The following is a 16,235-nucleotide window of genomic DNA, read 5'->3' as shown; positions in this document are numbered from 1 at the left end:
AAGAAACCCCTCGACGTTCACCGTTCATGCCCCGACTCGCCATCGTCTCTGTTCACTACTACCCGCATTGCTGCGAAGCGAGTCTGCGGGAGTTGTCGCGCCTTGCAGCGCTGGCGCCGCCTGCGTATTGCGTGCTGGTCAACAACAATCCGTTGCTGCAGGACCGCTTGCTCGGGCTCGCAGGGCGTCATGCGTTCATCGATGCGGTGGAGCAGCACAACAACAGTGGGCACGAGTTTGGCGCGTATCAGCACGGCCTGAATCAGGTGCTTTCCCACGGCGAGTTCGATTGGGTGCTTTTTCTCAACGACACGGTCGTGACCCACCAGCTTTTCTGCAGCCGACATCGCAAGACGCTGGCGTCGTATTTGACTGACCCGGTCAGCCACGAAGCCCCGGCGGCGGTCGGCAGCCTCGAGACGCTGCCTCGGCCGTACTGCATCGAAGGCGCCCGTTCGCATCGCTGGATCACTACCAACATCTTTGCTTTGAACCGGCAGGCGCTCGAGGTTCTGAACGGGCGGGTGCATCACCCTGAGATCGATGGCCTGATCCGGACCGTCGGCGACGTCGATTCGTTCTTTGCGGACGATCTGGACGACGCCCTGAAGAATCATCTGAAGGCCTGGCTCTTCGGTGCGCTGCCCGGCTCCTCGTGGCGTGAAGCTGCGCCGCTGACGGCGAGCAACGCAGGGCACTTCGCCGACAAGGCGCGGTCGATTCTTCAGGAGAAGTATCTGTCGGCATTGCTGGAGGAGGGCCGCACCGGCTTCATGAACTTGCGAAGGATGGACCCCTTCGACCGCGTCAGATGCCGGGCGGAGCAGATCGTTTTCGACATCCGGAAGAGCCTGGGTCAGGCATGACTTCCCCTCGCATCCTCTTCGTCAGCCCGACCGCGCCGGACGACCGCTCGTACGGCGGCGCGTTGCGCAGCAATGTCCTGCTGCAGGCCCTGCGCAACTGCGGCGACGTCACGACGCTCGTGCTGACCCCCGGCAATGCGAACCGCTTCGTGCCGCATCCATTCCCCGGTGTGCCGGCCAGCATCACCTTCCGGCATGCCTTCTTTCCGTGGCCGCAGCGCAGCCAGAACGCTGTTCGCAAGATGATCCTTGTGGCCCTGGAGGGCCGGAGCTTCGATCTGGTCGTGGTGCGCTACCTGTTGCTGGGTTTGTACGTCAGGCCTTGCGTCGATGCGCCGTTCATTCTGGACGCCGACGACCTCTCCAAACGTCATGCAAAGGAGTCGGCGCCGCCCTTGCGGCGCGCGGTGGCTGCAGGCAGGAAGCTCGCGCGCGACACGGTGACGAGGCTGGGCTTGCCGCGCTATTCGCACGTGTGGTTCGTCAACGAAGCCGACATGGCGACGTTTCGGGTCACCTCGGGCTCGATGCTGCCCAACATTACGCCGTTGGTGAGCGCCCGGCCTTGCACCGAGTCGCGGCCGCCGACGGTGCTCTTCGTCGGGAACCTGGAGTACGGCCCGAATGTGCAGGCGGTCGAGTACTTCGTCGAGCATTGCTGGCCGGACATCCGCCGCTCCATGCCGTCCGCCCGGTTGCAGATCGTCGGCAAGCGGTCTGGCGAGAACGGGAAGCGTTGGAGTGCCGTGGCGGGCGTCGACTCACCCGGCTTCGTCGACGATATCGTGGCGGAGTACGCCTGCGCGTCGTTGGTGATTGCGCCGGTGTTCAGCGGCGGCGGCACGCAGATCAAGGTGCTCGAAGCCCTGGCTCACGCTTGCGCGGTGGTGGTGTCTGATTTCGTGTGTTTCGGCTTCAAGCCCAAGCTGGAAGAAGACGTCCACTTCCTGGTGGCCAGAACACCGGCCGAGTGGGCGGCGTCTTGCATTGGCCTGATGCAAGACAGGGCGCGTGCACGTACCCTGGGTGAAGCAGGCCGGGAGGCGGTCCGCCATCACTATTCACCCGACAGCGTTGCCCGTTCGGTCGAAGCCACCGTGGCGGCCTTGCTGAAATGAAAGTACTTGTTTTCGAGCAGTGGCATGGCGGCCACTACGACAACTATCTCGAGTGCCTGCTGCCGCGCCTTGCTGGCCTCGCCGACGAGGTCGTCGTCGCCGTGACGCCCCGGTTCATGGCAGCAGCTCAGTCGCCTGCAAAGCAGGCTGGCATTGCGGCATTGGATAACGTCACGTTCACCGCTTCCGTTCCTGAGGTCTCGCCCCGGTTGCCGCCCGCGGACCGATATCGAGCGGCGAGAAACGTGGCCCACGTAATAGGGACGGTGCGGCCGGATTACACGCTGCTGCCATCGGCAGACGCTCAGAGCTGGGCCATCGCCGGTTCGCAGTTCCTGGGCCTCGACATGTTGAAGGGCGCAGGCCCCGTAGAGGCGACCTTCCACACCGGCTACGGGCCTTCGTTGGTCACGGCCAAGCAGCGCTTCAAGGAACTCGTCTATGGCCGAATCTACGGCCACCTGCGGCTCGCGCGCATGAACTTCGTCAACTTCAATTACTACGAGCACCTGAAACGCAAGCGGCGTGAAGGCAAGACAGAGGTCAGGCTGGTCGGCGACCCGGTGCCCTCGCTCGAGCCCATTGGTCGCGAGGCGGCTTGCCGGCTGCTCGGCATCGACCCGGACGGTCGTTACCTCGGCTTGCTCGGCTCGCTCGATCGCCGAAAAGCCATCCCGGAACTGCTTGCTGCCTTTCGCGACGCGAAGCTCGCCGCCACCGATCGGCTGCTGCTCGGCGGCCGGCTGGCGCCGGAGTTCGCCTCCCTCATCCGCGATCGGTATGCGGATCTCCTGGCGAGCGGCCGGCTGGTGGTGATGGACCGTTTTCTGTCGGTCGCGGAGCTTGGGCATGGGTTCGAAGCGCTCGATCTGGTCACCCCCGTCTACTACGACTTTCCGGGCTTGGCATCGCTCGCGCTGAAGGCCGTGGCGGCCGGCCGGCCCATCGTCGTCAACGACCTGGGCTGGTCGCGCAGTCTGGTGCTGAGATTCGAAGTAGGCCAGCGGGTGAACATTGCCGACAGCGGCGCGTTTGCGCGAGCGCTCGAGAGCGGGCTCGAGGAGGCGGCGGCTTACCGAAACAGCGAAGCGGTTTCCCGGTTGCTGCAGTTCCATTCGGTGGAGAACTTCACTGACAACATGCTCGAAGGCGTCACCCTTCATCGCGGCGGCAAACTGGCGCCCAAGCGCTGCGATTGGTCCTGGGTTCTGGAGGCCTTGCCCCCCGAACGCCGCCACCTGCGGTAGAGCGCCGAGAGCGTCGAGCACATGAGTGAGCAAAGTGATTCACCAGGGCAGGAGCGGTCCGCGTTGCGCCTGCTGATCGTGGCGGAGCATGCGTCCGCTCAGTTCGGCGGCGAGGCGGCGCTGGCGTTGCATTACTTCCGCGTTTTTCGTCAGCGCGGCATGGCCGTCTGGCTGGTAACCCACGCCCGGCGGCGGGAAGAACTGACCGGGCTTTTTCCGAGCGAGCAGCGCATTCACTACATCGAAGACACGCCGCTGCACCGCTTGATGCACCGGCTGGGCAGCAAACTGCCGACGCGCATCGCCTTTTTCACGCTCGGATTTGTTTCGCGTCTTTCCACGCAAGTGGCGCAGCGCCAAGTGGTTCGGCGTCTGGTTGCGGAAGCAGGTATCGATGTCGTGCACCAGCCCATGCCGGTGTCGCCACGCGAGCCGTCGATGATGTTCGGCTTCGGCGTGCCGGTGCTCATCGGCCCGATGAACGGTGGCATGGACTATCCCCCGGCGTTTCGCCGCCACCGCGGCCCAGGCGAACGTGCAATGTTCGGCGTGGGCAAGCTCGCCTCGGGCCTGCTGAACCGGCTCATGCCCGGCAAGCGCCAGGCCGCGCTCCTGCTGGTTGCGAATGAGCGCACGCGGCGTGCTCTGCCTGCGGGGATCAATACGCGGGTGCATGAGGTGGTTGAGAACGGCGTGGATTTGGCGCTGTGGCGGCCGGTCACTGCGGAGCGCCCCGAACCCTCGGAAGTGACCACCTTTGTCTTCATGGGCCGGCTCGTGGCTTTGAAGGCAGTCGACATCCTGCTGCGCGCGTTCAAGGCGGCGTCGGCTCAGGTGCGCATACGTCTTGTCATCATCGGCGATGGCGTCGAGCGCCAGCGTCTGCAAGCGCTGGCTTCGAGACTGGGCCTCGGCGACGGCAAGCAGGACGGCCAAGGGCAGGTGTGCTTCACGGGTTGGCTCTCCCAGCGCACCTGCGCCGAGAGCCTCGTGCGAGCGGATTGCCTCGTGCTGCCCAGCATTCACGAGTGCGGTGGCGCCGTGGTGCTGGAGGCCATGTCGATGAGCAAGCCGGTCATTGCCACCGCCTGGGGCGGGCCGCTCGATTACCTCGACGCTAGCTGCGGCGTACTGGTGCCGCCGGACAGCCCTGAGCGGCTGACCGAAGGCTTTGCCGAGGCAATGGTCCGGCTGGCTGCATCGCCAGCGGAGCGTGAGAGCATGGGCCGCGCCGGGCGGGCTAAAGTGCTGCGCGACTACGACTGGGAGGTCAAGGCCGACCGGATGCTGGAGCTGTACGACGCGGCTCGCCGCGTGCGCAAGCCCGAGCCATCGATCGATCCGAAGCGCCCCCACCCGACCTGAGCACGTCATGCAAGCAAGCACATTCTTCCTGATCATCGGCAGTGTCGCCATGTCCGCCTTCGCGCAGATCCTGCTCAAGACCGGCATGAGCAATGCGCAGATCGGCGCCACGCTGGCTTCACGGCGCTGGGGCGAACTGGCGTTGCAGGTCGGCACCAACCAGTGGGTGGTGCTGGGCCTGCTGCTCTACTTCCTGAGCGCCGTGGTGTGGCTCGGCGTGCTGGCCCGGGTGGAGGTGAGCTTCGCCTATCCGTTCGTCGGCATCGGTTTCGTCTTCACCATGCTGCTCGGCTGGCTGCTGATGGGCGACGCCCTCAACGTGCAACGCGTTGCAGGCACGCTGTTGATCGCCGGCGGCGTGGTGCTGATCGCTCGGGGCGGCTGATGGCGGACGAATCGCGCTTGCCTCTTTGCATCGACTGCGACGGCACGCTCATCCGCACTGACCTGCTGCACGAGTCGGCGCTGTTGTTGCTCAAACATTCCTGGTTCTCTGTTCTGCTGCTGCCCTTGTGGCTGCTCAAGGGCAAGGCCTTTCTCAAGCAGCGCATCGCCGAGCGCGTGCAACTCGACGCAGCCACATTGCCCTACAACGAAGACGTGGTGGCACTCACGCGGCGTGCGCGCAGCGAAGGGCGCACGACGGTGCTGGCGACCGCCTCGCCGCGCTGCCAGGCCGAGGCGGTGGCGCGGCACCTCGGCGTCTTCGATCAGGTCGTGGCCACCGAAGGCGAGGTGAACCTGTCGGGGCCGCGCAAGGCTGCCCGGCTAGAGCAGATGTTCGGGCGGGGCGGCTTCGTCTATGCCGGCAACGGCTCCACCGATCTGCCGGTGTGGGCGGCGAGCGGCGGAGCGATCGTGGTCAGTCCCTCGCGCGCACTGCAGCGTGCCGCTGCGCTCGCGGCCACTGTGTTGCAGACCATCTCGCTGCCCAAACCTTCGCTGAAAACCTTTGCCAAGGCAGTGCGGCTGCATCAGTGGTCGAAGAACGTGCTGGTTTTCATCCCGCTGCTGGCTGCGCATCAAACTTCCGACGGCCAGGCCGTCGTGGCGGCGCTGCTGGCTTTTCTGGCCTTCGGGCTGTGCGCGTCGGCGGTCTACGTGATCAACGACCTGCTCGACCTGCCGGCAGACCGGGTGCACGCGCGCAAGCGCAATCGGCCCTTTGCCTGCGGTGCGATGTCCATCGCGCAGGGCGTGACCCTGGTACCGCTGCTGCTGGCCGGCACGGTGACGGTCTGCACGCAGTTGCCGCTTGCTTTTGCCGGCACCCTGCTGGCGTACTTTGCAATCACCTGCCTCTACTCTTTTTGGCTCAAGAACCAGGTGGTCGTGGACGTGATGCTGCTGGCCTCGCTCTACACGTCGCGCATCATTGCCGGCGCGGCGGCGACGGCCATCGTGCCCTCGTTCTGGCTGCTCGCGTTTTCGATGTTCATGTTCTTGAGCCTGGCCATCGTCAAACGGTATTCCGAAATGCTGGTGGCGCGCGAGCAGCACAAGGACAAGGCCGCCGGGCGGGGTTATCTGGTGAGCGACATGCCGGTATTGCTGAGTCAGGGTACGGCGGCCGGCTACATCGCCATTCTGGTCATGGCGCTGTACGTCAACAGTGCTGATCTCGGCGGCCTGTATCCCAACCGCTGGGCGCTGTGGATGGTGCTGCCGCCGCTGCTCTACTGGATCACGCGCGTGTGGATGAAAGCGCACCGCGGCGAAATGCACGACGACCCGGTGGTGTTCGCGGCGACCGACAAGCAAAGCTGGCTGCTGGCGGCATGGATCGCAGCGGCGCTTTGGTTGGCGACGGTGCATTGAGGAATGGGCATGACGACAGAATTGCAGCGATCGACATTCGGCGGTAACGAGATTTCGCTTCGCCAGTTGGCATGGGTGGTCGCCGCGGCGCTCGCTCTGCGCATCGGCTGGGGGGTGCTGGTGCCGGTGGTGCCCTTGTCGGACAGCGTGGCCTACGAAACTTTCGCCCGCAATCTGGTCCTGCACGGCGTTTATGGCTGGACGCCCAACGAGCCCTTTGCTTTCTGGCCGCCGGGAACGTCTTTCCTTTACGCCGCCGTCTACAAGCTGTTCGGCTTCGGACACTTCAACATCGTGCTGTTGAACCTGCTGATTTCAGCCGCACTGATCGTCAGCTCGGCCCGGGTTGCCGCGCGCTTTTTCGGCGCGCAGGTGGCGCTGTTCACCGCAGCGGTGCTTGCCGTGTGGCCCACGCTTGTGCTGTTCACGACCGTGCTGGCGAGCGAGCTGCCTTTCCTGCTGTTCACCATGCTGGCGCTCGACGTCTGGACCGCGCCGCGTGGCTCCGTCCTGTTTCGCGGCCTGCTCGCCGGCGTGCTGCTGGGCGCCGCAGCCCTGGTGCGGCCGCTCGCGCTGGCCCTGCCGGTCGTGTACGGTGTGGCAGTGCTGTTCAGCTCGGCGGTCCCGCGCCAAGTGCTACGTTCGCAAATGCAAGTGACCGTGCTGGCCCTGGCCGCCATGGCCTGCGTGGTGTCACCGTGGACCTGGCGCAACTACCAGCTCTATGGCTCGCCGGTGCTCATCTCGACCAACGGCGGCATCACGCTGTGGATGGGCAATTCACCGGGAACGCGAGGCGACTACATGCCCATTCCAGAACGCCTCAACCACCTCAACGACTACGAGCAATCGCTCGTGCTGGGCGACGAAGCCAAGCGCTACATCTTGGAAGATCCGGCCGGATTTGCGGTGCGCACACTGCGCAAGCTGGTTTTCCTGTACGGCAACGAATCGATCGGCGTGATCTGGAACGCAGGCGGTATCAGCGAGTCCTTCGGTGAGCCTGCCGTGCTCTGGTTGAAGCGCTTCACGCAGTTGAGCTGGGTGCTGATTTTCCTGACCGCGGCGTGGGGCGCCTGGGTGTTGCTGCGGCGCCTGGGCTGGCGCCGATTTATCCTGTCGCCGCCCCTTGTCACCATCGCCTTCTACAGTGCGGTGCACAGCATCGTAGTGTCGCAAGATCGTTATCACCTCGCTTTCGCGGCGCAGTTCGCCATGCTGGCGGCAGCCGGGGTCGCTCACCTGAGCCGGCCTGAGAGCCGCGTGCGGCGAGCGATTGGCCGCGGCCGCAGTGCTGCCGCCACATCGGCGTGAGCCTCGAAGGAATCGAACCGGCATGAGCCAGAAAAGTTTTTCGCTTGCAGTGGTCGGCACGGGTTTCGCGTCGACCTTCTTCCTGCTCGAGTATCTGAAGCACGCACGGAAGGACGAGCGCATCCTCGTCCTGGAGCGCGGCCGCCGCGTTGACCCGGCGCTGCGCCTGCAGCGCCGGGGCATTTTGGGCGGCCCCGGATTCAACGACCTGATCATCAACCGCACACCGCAAAAGGGATGGGTGCAGAACATCGCTTTCGGCGGCGGCTCGTGCTGGACCGGCAACACGCCGCGCATGCATCCCAACGACTTCCGCACACGCAGCCTTTACGGCGTGGGGACCGACTGGCCGCTCACCTACGAAGATATCGAGCCCTACTACGTTCGCGTCGAGCACGCGATGGGCATCGCCGGCGCGTCGGAGGGCCCGTTCCCGCGGTCCGAACCTTATCGCTATCCGGCGCATCGTTTCAACGCCTTCGACGAGGTGCTTGCCGCCAAATACCCGGGCCAGCACATTCATTTTCCGAGTGCGCGCTCGAGCAGCGTCGAGACGGGCCGCCCGGTCTGCTGTGCTTCGGGCGTGTGCTCAGTGTGCCCCATCAGTTCCAAGTTCCAGATCGACCTGCACATGGCGCAGCTCTACGACGACCCGCGCGTCACGCTGCTGCTGGACGCGGAGGTCGAACGCGTCGACATCGAGGCCGGGCGTGTCACCGGCGTGCAGTACCGGCGCGAAGGCCGCGAGCAGCACGCCGCCGCCGATCTAGTGGCCGTGGGCGCGCACGCCATCATGACGCCGTTCATTCTGCTGCGCTCGGGCTTGAGCGACCCCGCGCTGGGGCGCTACCTCAACGAGCAGATTTCGCGGGACGTACAGGTCGATCTGGTGGGCGTAGACAACTACGGCGGTGGCCAGGCCGTCACTGGGCTGGGAGCGATGTTCCTCGACGGCGCTTCTCGCAGGGATCGGCCCGCGTGTCTGGTCGAGAACTGGAACGTGCCCTGGTTGCGCGCCGAGCATGGCCGGTGGCGACAGCGTGCGCTGCTCAAGTTCGTCTTCGAGGATTTGCCCAGCGCCGACAACCATGTGTCGCTCGCGCCGGAGGATGCGTCGAAGCCGGCGATTCACTATCCGCGGGCATCGAGCTACATGCAGGCAGGCTTCGATTCGCTCGAGGGCCGGGTGACGGAGCTGCTCAGCGGCCTGCCGGTGGAGTCGTTCTACATCCTGCCCAAGCAAGGTATCGGCGGCTCGGCACATATACAGGGCACCACGCGCATGGGTACCGATCCGCAAACGAGTGTGGTCGATGCCGATCTCCGCCATCACACCTTGCGCAATCTGCTGGTGCTGGGTGGCGGGAGTTTTCCGACTTGTCCCGCGGCCAACCCGACCTTGACGCTCTCCGCGCTGTCTATACGTGCGGCCGAGCGTCTTTTCGTCTGAACCCGCCATGACGATTGCACGGCGCAAATTCCTGGGTCTGGGCGTGGGTCTGGCGGCGGGTGCCACCGCGCTGTACACCGCTTACAAGTGGCGGTGGGGAGAGCCGACTGAGGTGATCGTAGCGATCCTTCGTCGCCGCGTCGGCGACCTGCGTGTCGATGCGGCAAGCTTCGACCGCTTCGCTACTGAGTACGTTGACTACAGGAAGGATTACCAGCGCCAGCTCTCCATCCTGTCCATCGTTTCGCTGCCCTTCCAGTACGTCACCCCGTACAGCTGGATCGAACAAGGCGGCGCACTGCGCCGGCTCGAGGACAACGTGGTTTCGCTCTATTTGTTGTCGACCGATTTTTTCAAGAACGACGCGGACAAAAGCCAACCGGTAAGCTATTTGTCGTTCTACGATCCCTACGCGTCCGTGTGTGGCAATCCGTTTATAAGGTCTACGTAGTAGTAAGCGTTCCGCGAAACGGATCCGGCGCCGGCCGACTGTCGGACCTATTGAACGATGATCCCGGTAGGCGCGGCCGGAACAGGCGGTGGGGCGTTGCCGTTCTCGAAGGCGCCTATATCCGGCAGAGCATCGCGCAGTTTACCGAGGATGTCCGTGGAGGCGCTGAGCGTGCGGCTGCCGGTGTTGATCGCCGGCGAACCGGCACGAACCGGCATGGTCCATCCATTGGAAGCGTGAGGCTCGGCCGTGAGCAACGGATCGGTGTTCAGACTGCGCCGGTCCCAGCCCGCGGCTTGTGCCGCGGCAAGCGTGGCGTGTTGATCGCTCCACTTGTTCGGGCCGCCGGTACGAAAGCAGATGTTGTCGCTGAACGCCGCGTATGACGACAAGGTCCGGCTTGCCGTTTCAAAGCACTTCGCGTTCGCATGCGAGCGCGGTCCAAAATAAATCATGTTGGACACGACCTTGTCATTCAAAGATTCGGCCGAGTTGACTCGAATCGCCCTGCTATTGGCGGACGGGGTGTTCATGTACACCGAGTTATTACGCACGGTAATGGCGTTGTCCTTCGCGCCAGGGGAAGTGAAGGCGCCGTCTGGTACCGCGATGCCGGTGAAGTCGGAGTCCATGAGTCCCACGACGGTGTTGTTCTCTATCACGCAGTTAGGACAGGCGTTGACCCCGATGCCTAGCGAACCGGCTGCTCCGCCCATCACAACTGTGTTGCCGCGAATGACCGTGCCATCGAAACCCATGTATTTAGTGCTGCTTTGATAACCATTGATTTGAATGCCGTAGCAACCCCAGTTGGCAGTCAACTCGACGATGGTGTTGTTCTCGATCAACGTGTTCACCAGATGATCGTGTCCGACTAAGGAAACGCCAGTACAGCGACCGTTGACCATGGCGCTGTTGGTCAGCCTGTTGCCTCGTAGAACCATGTTCTCGGCATAGTCGCTCAGATAAATATTGTGATAGCGCGAGCCGCCCTTGAAGCCGTTATTGTCGAACAGGTTATTTTCCATGACGGTTTTATAGCCGCCACCTAGAAAGCCTTGAGCGAAATTGTCGACAATGCGCGAATTGCGGACGGTAACATTTTCTATTCGCGTCGGCGGGTTGTGCGTATGCTGCGCAATGTAGATGCCGATCCCAAAATTCCGGACCGTGACATTCTCCATCATTACCTCGGACACGTTCTTGTAGAAGAAAAAGCCGCTGCCATAATAATTCGGTGCACCAGTGCCGGTGATATCCAAGTTGCGGAATGCGAAGCCGCTGCCCGCATTGCTCATGTTGAAACCGGCCGAGTTGAGAGCGTTCACGTTGGTCGAAGGAGTGAACCTGATGATTGGCAGTGTTTCGCCCCCCCATGAGGGCTTGTAGTCGGTGAGCACCAGGGACTGAGTAGGACGCTTGAGTTGTCCGAGGTAGAGCATGCCGTTGAACTCGACTGCGCTGCCTTGCGCGAATGCCAGTACATGCTCGCCATCGGCCCTGGTTTTCACATTGAAACCGGCCAAGGTGCGCCGCGGCTTGGCAGGATCGTCACCGACGTTGCTGTCGTTACCAGGTACGCACGCGGCGTTGGAGCCTGCGGCGCAGTCGCTGAAATAAAAAACAGTAGCGTTTGCAGCCGTGCCGCTCAAGGCAAAGGCTAGCGCAACGCCAAGACGGCTAAGAAAAAGTTTCATTGGTCATCCCATTTGTCGTGTACTGAAGACGCGGTCTCAAGCGAATCGCCTCGATCCGATGCCGTACGCATTCACGCAGTGCTGCCCTAAAGCGGTCTCATGAATTCGGATGGTGCTGGTCGGTTGGTCTGTGGTCGCAGCGGCGCTTATTCAATCGACTTGCTGACCTCGACCGAAGCCAGGCTCTCGATATTGGCGGAGTTGTAGGCGGTGACGATCAAATAGTAAGTGCTCGAGGGCAACCCCTTCAGCACGTGGTTCAACTTGTGAGGATCGTCGATCTCAACAGTGCTCGAGTAGCTGCCGCTGCTCGTACCATACCGAACTCGGTAGCCGGCCAGATCGGTTAGCGGTGACCCGTCTGCATTGGTCCGGGGTGCGATCCACGCCAGCGTGATGTTGCCGCCCTGCGTCGTGGGCCGTGTCTGCGGTGCTGTCGGCGTTTCGGCGTCGTCAGTCTGCGCTACTGAGACGCTACAGGCCTTCACCTTCCCGGGAACCGGATCGCCAAAAACGCTGCTGGCACAACGAACGCCATCGTTGTAAGTTGCGTACTTGTACAAACCCCCATTACCGTAGCGGACCTGACGTGTGCCGCTGAAGGTGCACATGCCTTGCTCACTTGAACAGAAGCTCCACGCGGCGGCCGTTGCGTCAGAAGAGTCTTCCGTGGCTAGGCTGGCTTCGGCAGGCCGGTCGCCATCGCCCCGGGCGGTCGTCGCCTTGGCGTCACCGCCGTTGCTCCCGCCGCAGGCGGAAAGCATGAGGACGCAAGCGGTCAGAACCGATGCAAGGATTGAAGTTCGATCGTGTCGTAGTTTAGTCATGACGTTCCTCGGGCGCAGAGATCGAATAACCAACGGTCGCGTCGTTCTGACGTGGCCGCTGGAAGCAGTGCGTGCGCGAGAGGACCGACAGGGTCGGTGTGACGTAGGTACGTTGAGCCGCTGAGGCGCTGCTTCCTGCCCCAGTCAGACAGCAGTCTGAGCGTACGGGGTGGGTGGAGTCCTCCCTGATAACGGCGGCGCCCGGGGCATGCTTGAACGCTTTTGCGTTACAAGATGCAGTGACTCTGTAACGATGTGCGCGTGATGAGCCGTATAGCGCCGCGCCGACAAAGGGTGAGCCGAGAGCAGCGAACGCTGGCTCTTCCGCCCGATGGCTGATGGAATTCACTTCGAGCCTCCGCAAAGCCGCTTCGAATCTGTGTCAAAACTGGTGCGGCGGATGGTGGCTGCACCGCCTCTTCGTACGGTAAGCACCTGTTGAACTCGCGAGGGCGCTCTAAGAAACAGCCATTCAATGCTCGGATCGACGTGAACTGCGGAATGGGGCGGTGTGCGTGGCAAACTTCATGTGCCCCGCATTCGGGTGTGACCAAGTTCACCAATGCTGCCGAGAATCGCTGAGGATAGGGGTTGCCTTAGCGCGTACTTCAAGTCCATTGCCAGGGTTGTTCGTTGCGCACAAGCGCTTCCTCCTTGCTCGGTCGCCGCGCCACCCCGGAACGTTATGTTGCAACCCGCGTCATACCGTTCGACATGCAAGATTTGAAATCCGGATATGGAAGGCTGATTCGATGATGTTTGCTCCGACCCGCCGCGCCCTTTTGATGTCGACATTGATGTGTACGGCCGCTGCAGGCGCCTATGCGCTGCGCCCAGGCAAGAACCGCACGTCTTCCGCTGTCGAACCGACCATTGACCTCGAACTGCTTGTTCCGAAGCAATTCGGGGATTGGCGCGAAGAGGCACAGCAAGTCGCCCAGGTGGTCAATCCGCAGACGCAGGAACTGCTGGACAAGCTGTACAACCAGATCCTGTCGCGAAATTACGTCAGCAAGGACGGCGAGCGCATCATGTTGTCGCTGGCCTACGGTGGCGACCAGCGCGGCTCGCTCGAGGCCCACAAGCCGGAGGTCTGCTATCCGGCACAAGGCTTTCAAGTGCTCGCGCAATCCGATGGCACGCTCGACACCGCCTACGGGAACATTCCGGTTCGGCGCCTCAACACCAGCATGGGTCGCCGGGTCGAGCCGCTGACGTATTGGTTCACCGTGGGCGAAAGCACCGTGCAGAGCCGTTGGGAGAAACGGCTCGTAGAGATCAGGCTCACTCTGACCGGGCAGATTCCCGACGGCTTGCTGTTTCGGGTCTCGTCGATCGACCCTGACCCGGCTCACGCCTGGAAGGTGCAGGAGCAGTTCGTTAACGCACTGCTGAGCGCTGTCGAGGCCAAGGACCGGGCGCGGCTCGCCGGTTTGTCGGTCGCCTGAGCCCGGAGCGGGTCAACGCCCGCTTTTCTGGCCGCGACCGCCCTTACTGCAGCCGAAGTGCCGCCGAGCAGTAAGCGGTGGTAGCGTCGTAGCCGAACGAGCCGGTGCTCGTGGAGATTTCGGAGTCCCGGCTGTAGTAGGCAAGGCCGCAGCCCAGGCTCCAGGCGCGGCTGAGGGCGTAGCTGGCCGCCAAGCTAAGAGATTTGGTGTTGCCGGTGCTGCCGCTGTCGTCGCCCGCGCCTTCGACGAAGCGGGTGTCGTAGCGATCGCGTGAATAGCCGACGCTGGCATTAACGGCGATCTTTGCCGTCGCCTCCCAGTCGGCGCTGACGTTCAGGGAGTCACTGCGCCGGGCGTCGGTGAGGTAGGAGACGGTGCCGGTCTGCGTCGGAGCCGGTGCCAGGGGATCGCTCGGTGCGAGGAGCTCGCCGGGGAGAAAGCGGCTCCCGGTGCCCGTTCCCGTGTTGCGCGACAGGCTCGTCCTCACGGTGGTCTTGCCGGTGACCGCATACACCCAACTGAGTGCACCGGTGATCCCGTTGAAGTCGCGCGCCGTCACCAGATCGTGTTCTTCGTCGGTATGGCTGATCCGCGCACTCAAGACGCTGCGGCCGGTCGCCCGGTATTGAGCGGTCAGGTCGACGTCGCGGCGATCGTAGTCGTCGGAAACGGTCTCTCCCGTGCTGAGATCGACCGTGTCGGGATACTCGCCTTCCGTGAAGCGAGCGGTCAGGCCGAACGACCATGGACCGCCCGGGCGAAAGCGCAGGCCGCCGCCGACCGTCGAACTCTTGCGGTCGCGGTTGGAGAAGCCGCCGTCGGAGTAACTGATGTCGGTGTGGTTTGTGAATGCTTCCAGGCCCACGACGCCGCGGCCGTACTGCGCGCTCAGATCGAGCACGTTCGCCTGCTCGCGGTTCTTGCCTGTCCGATCGGCGGAGAAACTGCCGTAGTCGGCGAAACTGGCTTGGTTCTGCGAAGAGCGCACGCGCGCAGTTCCGTTCAGGCGCGAGCCGGCTTCCCAAGCCAGTCCGAGCAGCAAGTTGTAGCCAATGCCGTTGAGCTGGTCGTTGTCCTGGTAGACATTGCCGCTCACGCCAGCGTTGCCGAAGATGCGCTGGCGCCCGATCTGCTGGTCAAAGCCGCCGGTCAGCGCCGTGCTCGAAATGACGTCGCTGTCTTTGTCGCTCTGTTCTCGGAACAGGTTGGAGTCGTAGCTCAGCGTCTGCGATACCTGCACGTAATAAGGCCTCAGCGGCGAATCCAGGCCTTCCGGAAGCACCAACTGCGCGCCCGCCGGGCCGGCGATCAGCAGCGAAGCCGTGGCGCCGGCCAAGTATGCCAAAGGTAGTTTACGAAAGCTCGTGAGGCGGGGCGTGCGGTTCATCGGGTCTCCTCGGAGTGGTTCGGCGTTGTTCTTCTTCAATAGGCGTGGCGATCGAACAGCAACAGCCGCACGGTGCGCGCGATGATCTGCAGATCGAGCCCGAGCGACCAGTTGCGCAGGTACTCCAGATCGAACTCTACGCGCGCGCGCATCTTCTCGATCGTATCGGTTTCGCCGCGCAGGCCATTGACCTGCGCCCAGCCGGTGATGCCGGGCTTGACCTTGTGGCGAACCATGTAGGCCTTGATCAGCTCGCGGTAGAGCTCGTTGTGCGCAACCGCGTGAGGCCGCGGCCCAACGATGCTCATGTGGCCCTGCAGCACGTTGAAGAACTGCGGCAACTCGTCGAGCGAGGTGCGCCGCATGAAAGCGCCGAAGCGGGTGATGCGCGGGTCGTCGCGCGTGGCTTGCGGCACCGAGTCGCCGTCGTCCTGCGTGGTCATCGAGCGGAACTTGTAGACCGTGATCTCCTCGCCGTCCAGGCCGTTGCGGCGCTGCTTGAAGATCACCGGGCCGGGCGAGCTGAGTTTCACGCCGATGGCAATGAGCCCCAGCAGCGGCGAGATGAGCACGAGGATCAGGATCGACAGCACGACATCGGACATTCGCTTGACCATGTCGTTGGTGCCGGTGAAGGGCGTCTCGCAGATGCCGACGACCGGCACGCCATTCATGTCCTGCAGGCGGCCCTGGATGATGCTGATGCCGAACACGTCGGGCACGAAGAACAGCGACGCCGTAGTGCCCTGCACCGACTCGAGCAGGCGCACGATGCGCGGCTGCGAGCCGAGCGGCAGGGTGATGTAGACCTCGCGGATGCCGTGCGCCACCACGTAGGGCGCCACGTCGGCCAGCGTGCCCAGGCGCCGGCTCGCGGTTTCGGCGTCGACGCGTTCGTCGGTGCGATCGTCGAAGTAGCCGATCACGTCGATCAGCGCGTCGTCCCGGCTGGCCAGGGCCCGCGCCACCTTGACGCCCAGCGGTCCCGCCCCGACGATGATGGCGGCACTGCGGTTGTGCGGCAGCCGCGCGCTGTGCCGGATGGCGAGCCGCCCGATCGTCACCGCGATCCAGAGCAACACCGGCGTCGCTACCGCCCAGACCAGGAGCACTTCGTTCTCGAAGTAATTCAGACTGCGCGTCGCATAGCCGCACAAGGCGAGCACCAGCAGCAGGCTGATCCACGATTGCAGGATGTCGACCGCAGCGGCCAGGCCGCTGTCGCGGAAGCGGTTGCGGCCGGGAAA

The 16,235-nt window shown here is 63.5% G+C and carries 14 protein-coding genes; 10 read left to right on the top strand and 4 right to left on the bottom strand.

The annotated features are described in order from the left end of the window. Nucleotides 1-26 precede the first annotated feature (26 nt). From H0W40_RS07460 to H0W40_RS07420, 9 genes are read left to right on the top strand one after another with little or no spacing between them, the layout of a single operon-like run. A complete protein-coding gene (locus tag H0W40_RS07460) occupies nucleotides 27-866 on the top strand; it encodes a hypothetical protein (protein ID WP_292444866.1) in 840 nt (279 codons plus the stop codon). Next, entirely contained in the window at nucleotides 863-1,984 is a 1,122-nt protein-coding gene (locus H0W40_RS07455) for a glycosyltransferase family 4 protein (protein ID WP_292444863.1), read from the top strand. The genes H0W40_RS07460 and H0W40_RS07455 overlap by 4 nt, the downstream gene beginning before the upstream one ends. Continuing rightward, a complete protein-coding gene (locus H0W40_RS07450) occupies nucleotides 1,981-3,231 on the top strand; it encodes a hypothetical protein (RefSeq protein WP_292444861.1) in 1,251 nt (416 codons plus the stop codon). Before H0W40_RS07455 ends, H0W40_RS07450 begins: the two co-directional genes overlap by 4 nt. A gap of 21 nt (nucleotides 3,232-3,252) precedes the next feature. Next, nucleotides 3,253-4,596, top strand: a complete 1,344-nt coding sequence (locus tag H0W40_RS07445) for a glycosyltransferase family 4 protein (RefSeq protein WP_292444859.1) — start codon at nucleotides 3,253-3,255, stop codon at nucleotides 4,594-4,596. Nucleotides 4,597-4,603: 7 nt separating this feature from the next. Next, a complete protein-coding gene (locus tag H0W40_RS07440; RefSeq protein ID WP_292444858.1) occupies nucleotides 4,604-4,981 on the top strand; it encodes an SMR family transporter in 378 nt (125 codons plus the stop codon). Beyond that, nucleotides 4,981-6,414, top strand: coding sequence for a UbiA family prenyltransferase (locus tag H0W40_RS07435; protein ID WP_292444856.1), 1,434 nt, complete (start codon nucleotides 4,981-4,983; stop codon nucleotides 6,412-6,414). The genes H0W40_RS07440 and H0W40_RS07435 overlap by 1 nt, the downstream gene beginning before the upstream one ends. A gap of 9 nt (nucleotides 6,415-6,423) precedes the next feature. Beyond that, a complete protein-coding gene (locus tag H0W40_RS07430; RefSeq protein WP_292444854.1) occupies nucleotides 6,424-7,728 on the top strand; it encodes a glycosyltransferase family 39 protein in 1,305 nt (434 codons plus the stop codon). Between the two features lie 22 nt (nucleotides 7,729-7,750). Then, nucleotides 7,751-9,178: a GMC family oxidoreductase gene (locus H0W40_RS07425; protein WP_292444852.1), complete on the top strand. Its 1,428-nt coding sequence runs from the start codon at nucleotides 7,751-7,753 to the stop codon at nucleotides 9,176-9,178. A gap of 7 nt (nucleotides 9,179-9,185) precedes the next feature. Continuing rightward, nucleotides 9,186-9,629 (top strand): hypothetical protein, encoded by a 444-nt coding sequence (locus tag H0W40_RS07420; protein ID WP_292444851.1) that lies wholly within the window; start codon nucleotides 9,186-9,188, stop codon nucleotides 9,627-9,629. A gap of 47 nt (nucleotides 9,630-9,676) precedes the next feature. On the opposite strand, the gene H0W40_RS07415 is transcribed toward H0W40_RS07420, so the two are convergent. Continuing rightward, nucleotides 9,677-11,326, bottom strand: a complete 1,650-nt coding sequence (locus H0W40_RS07415) for a choice-of-anchor Q domain-containing protein (RefSeq protein ID WP_292444849.1) — start codon at nucleotides 11,324-11,326, stop codon at nucleotides 9,677-9,679. A gap of 146 nt (nucleotides 11,327-11,472) precedes the next feature. Next, nucleotides 11,473-12,090, bottom strand: a complete 618-nt coding sequence (locus tag H0W40_RS07410; protein ID WP_292444847.1) for a fibronectin type III domain-containing protein — start codon at nucleotides 12,088-12,090, stop codon at nucleotides 11,473-11,475. Nucleotides 12,091-12,779: 689 nt separating this feature from the next. Between H0W40_RS07410 and epsI the strand changes: the two genes are divergently transcribed. Continuing rightward, entirely contained in the window at nucleotides 12,780-13,601 is an 822-nt protein-coding gene (gene epsI / locus H0W40_RS07405) for an exosortase-associated protein EpsI, B-type (protein WP_292444846.1), read from the top strand. Nucleotides 13,602-13,644: 43 nt separating this feature from the next. Here epsI and H0W40_RS07400 read toward each other — a convergent pair whose 3' ends face one another. After that, nucleotides 13,645-14,988 (bottom strand): hypothetical protein, encoded by a 1,344-nt coding sequence (locus tag H0W40_RS07400; protein ID WP_292444843.1) that lies wholly within the window; start codon nucleotides 14,986-14,988, stop codon nucleotides 13,645-13,647. 35 nt (nucleotides 14,989-15,023) lie between these two features. Then, nucleotides 15,024-16,235 (bottom strand): undecaprenyl-phosphate glucose phosphotransferase (locus H0W40_RS07395; RefSeq protein WP_292444841.1); only part of this gene is annotated, 1,212 nt, incomplete at its 5' end.

It is taken from the genome of Methylibium sp. (assembly GCF_013817345.1).
In the GTDB taxonomy this organism is placed as follows: Bacteria; Pseudomonadota; Gammaproteobacteria; order Burkholderiales; family Burkholderiaceae_C; genus Methylibium.
Note: the sequence above shows the minus strand (reverse complement) of the source record. Positions and strands in the feature narration are given on the sequence as shown.

What these genes read in the sequence shown, in the direction of transcription:
- H0W40_RS07460 (WP_292444866.1), top strand. Translation starts at nt 27, where the DNA reads ATGCCCCGACTCGCCATCGTCTCTGTTCACTACTACCCGCATTGCTGC.
- H0W40_RS07440 (WP_292444858.1), top strand. Translation starts at nt 4,604, where the DNA reads ATGCAAGCAAGCACATTCTTCCTGATCATCGGCAGTGTCGCCATGTCC.
- H0W40_RS07415 (WP_292444849.1), bottom strand. Translation starts at nt 11,326, where the DNA reads ATGAAACTTTTTCTTAGCCGTCTTGGCGTTGCGCTAGCCTTTGCCTTG.
- H0W40_RS07455 (WP_292444863.1), top strand. Translation starts at nt 863, where the DNA reads ATGACTTCCCCTCGCATCCTCTTCGTCAGCCCGACCGCGCCGGACGAC.
- H0W40_RS07420 (WP_292444851.1), top strand. Translation starts at nt 9,186, where the DNA reads ATGACGATTGCACGGCGCAAATTCCTGGGTCTGGGCGTGGGTCTGGCG.
- H0W40_RS07450 (WP_292444861.1), top strand. Translation starts at nt 1,981, where the DNA reads ATGAAAGTACTTGTTTTCGAGCAGTGGCATGGCGGCCACTACGACAAC.
- H0W40_RS07400 (WP_292444843.1), bottom strand. Translation starts at nt 14,988, where the DNA reads ATGAACCGCACGCCCCGCCTCACGAGCTTTCGTAAACTACCTTTGGCA.
- H0W40_RS07430 (WP_292444854.1), top strand. Translation starts at nt 6,424, where the DNA reads ATGACGACAGAATTGCAGCGATCGACATTCGGCGGTAACGAGATTTCG.
- H0W40_RS07445 (WP_292444859.1), top strand. Translation starts at nt 3,253, where the DNA reads ATGAGTGAGCAAAGTGATTCACCAGGGCAGGAGCGGTCCGCGTTGCGC.
- H0W40_RS07435 (WP_292444856.1), top strand. Translation starts at nt 4,981, where the DNA reads ATGGCGGACGAATCGCGCTTGCCTCTTTGCATCGACTGCGACGGCACG.
- H0W40_RS07410 (WP_292444847.1), bottom strand. Translation starts at nt 12,090, where the DNA reads ATGCTTTCCGCCTGCGGCGGGAGCAACGGCGGTGACGCCAAGGCGACG.
- H0W40_RS07425 (WP_292444852.1), top strand. Translation starts at nt 7,751, where the DNA reads ATGAGCCAGAAAAGTTTTTCGCTTGCAGTGGTCGGCACGGGTTTCGCG.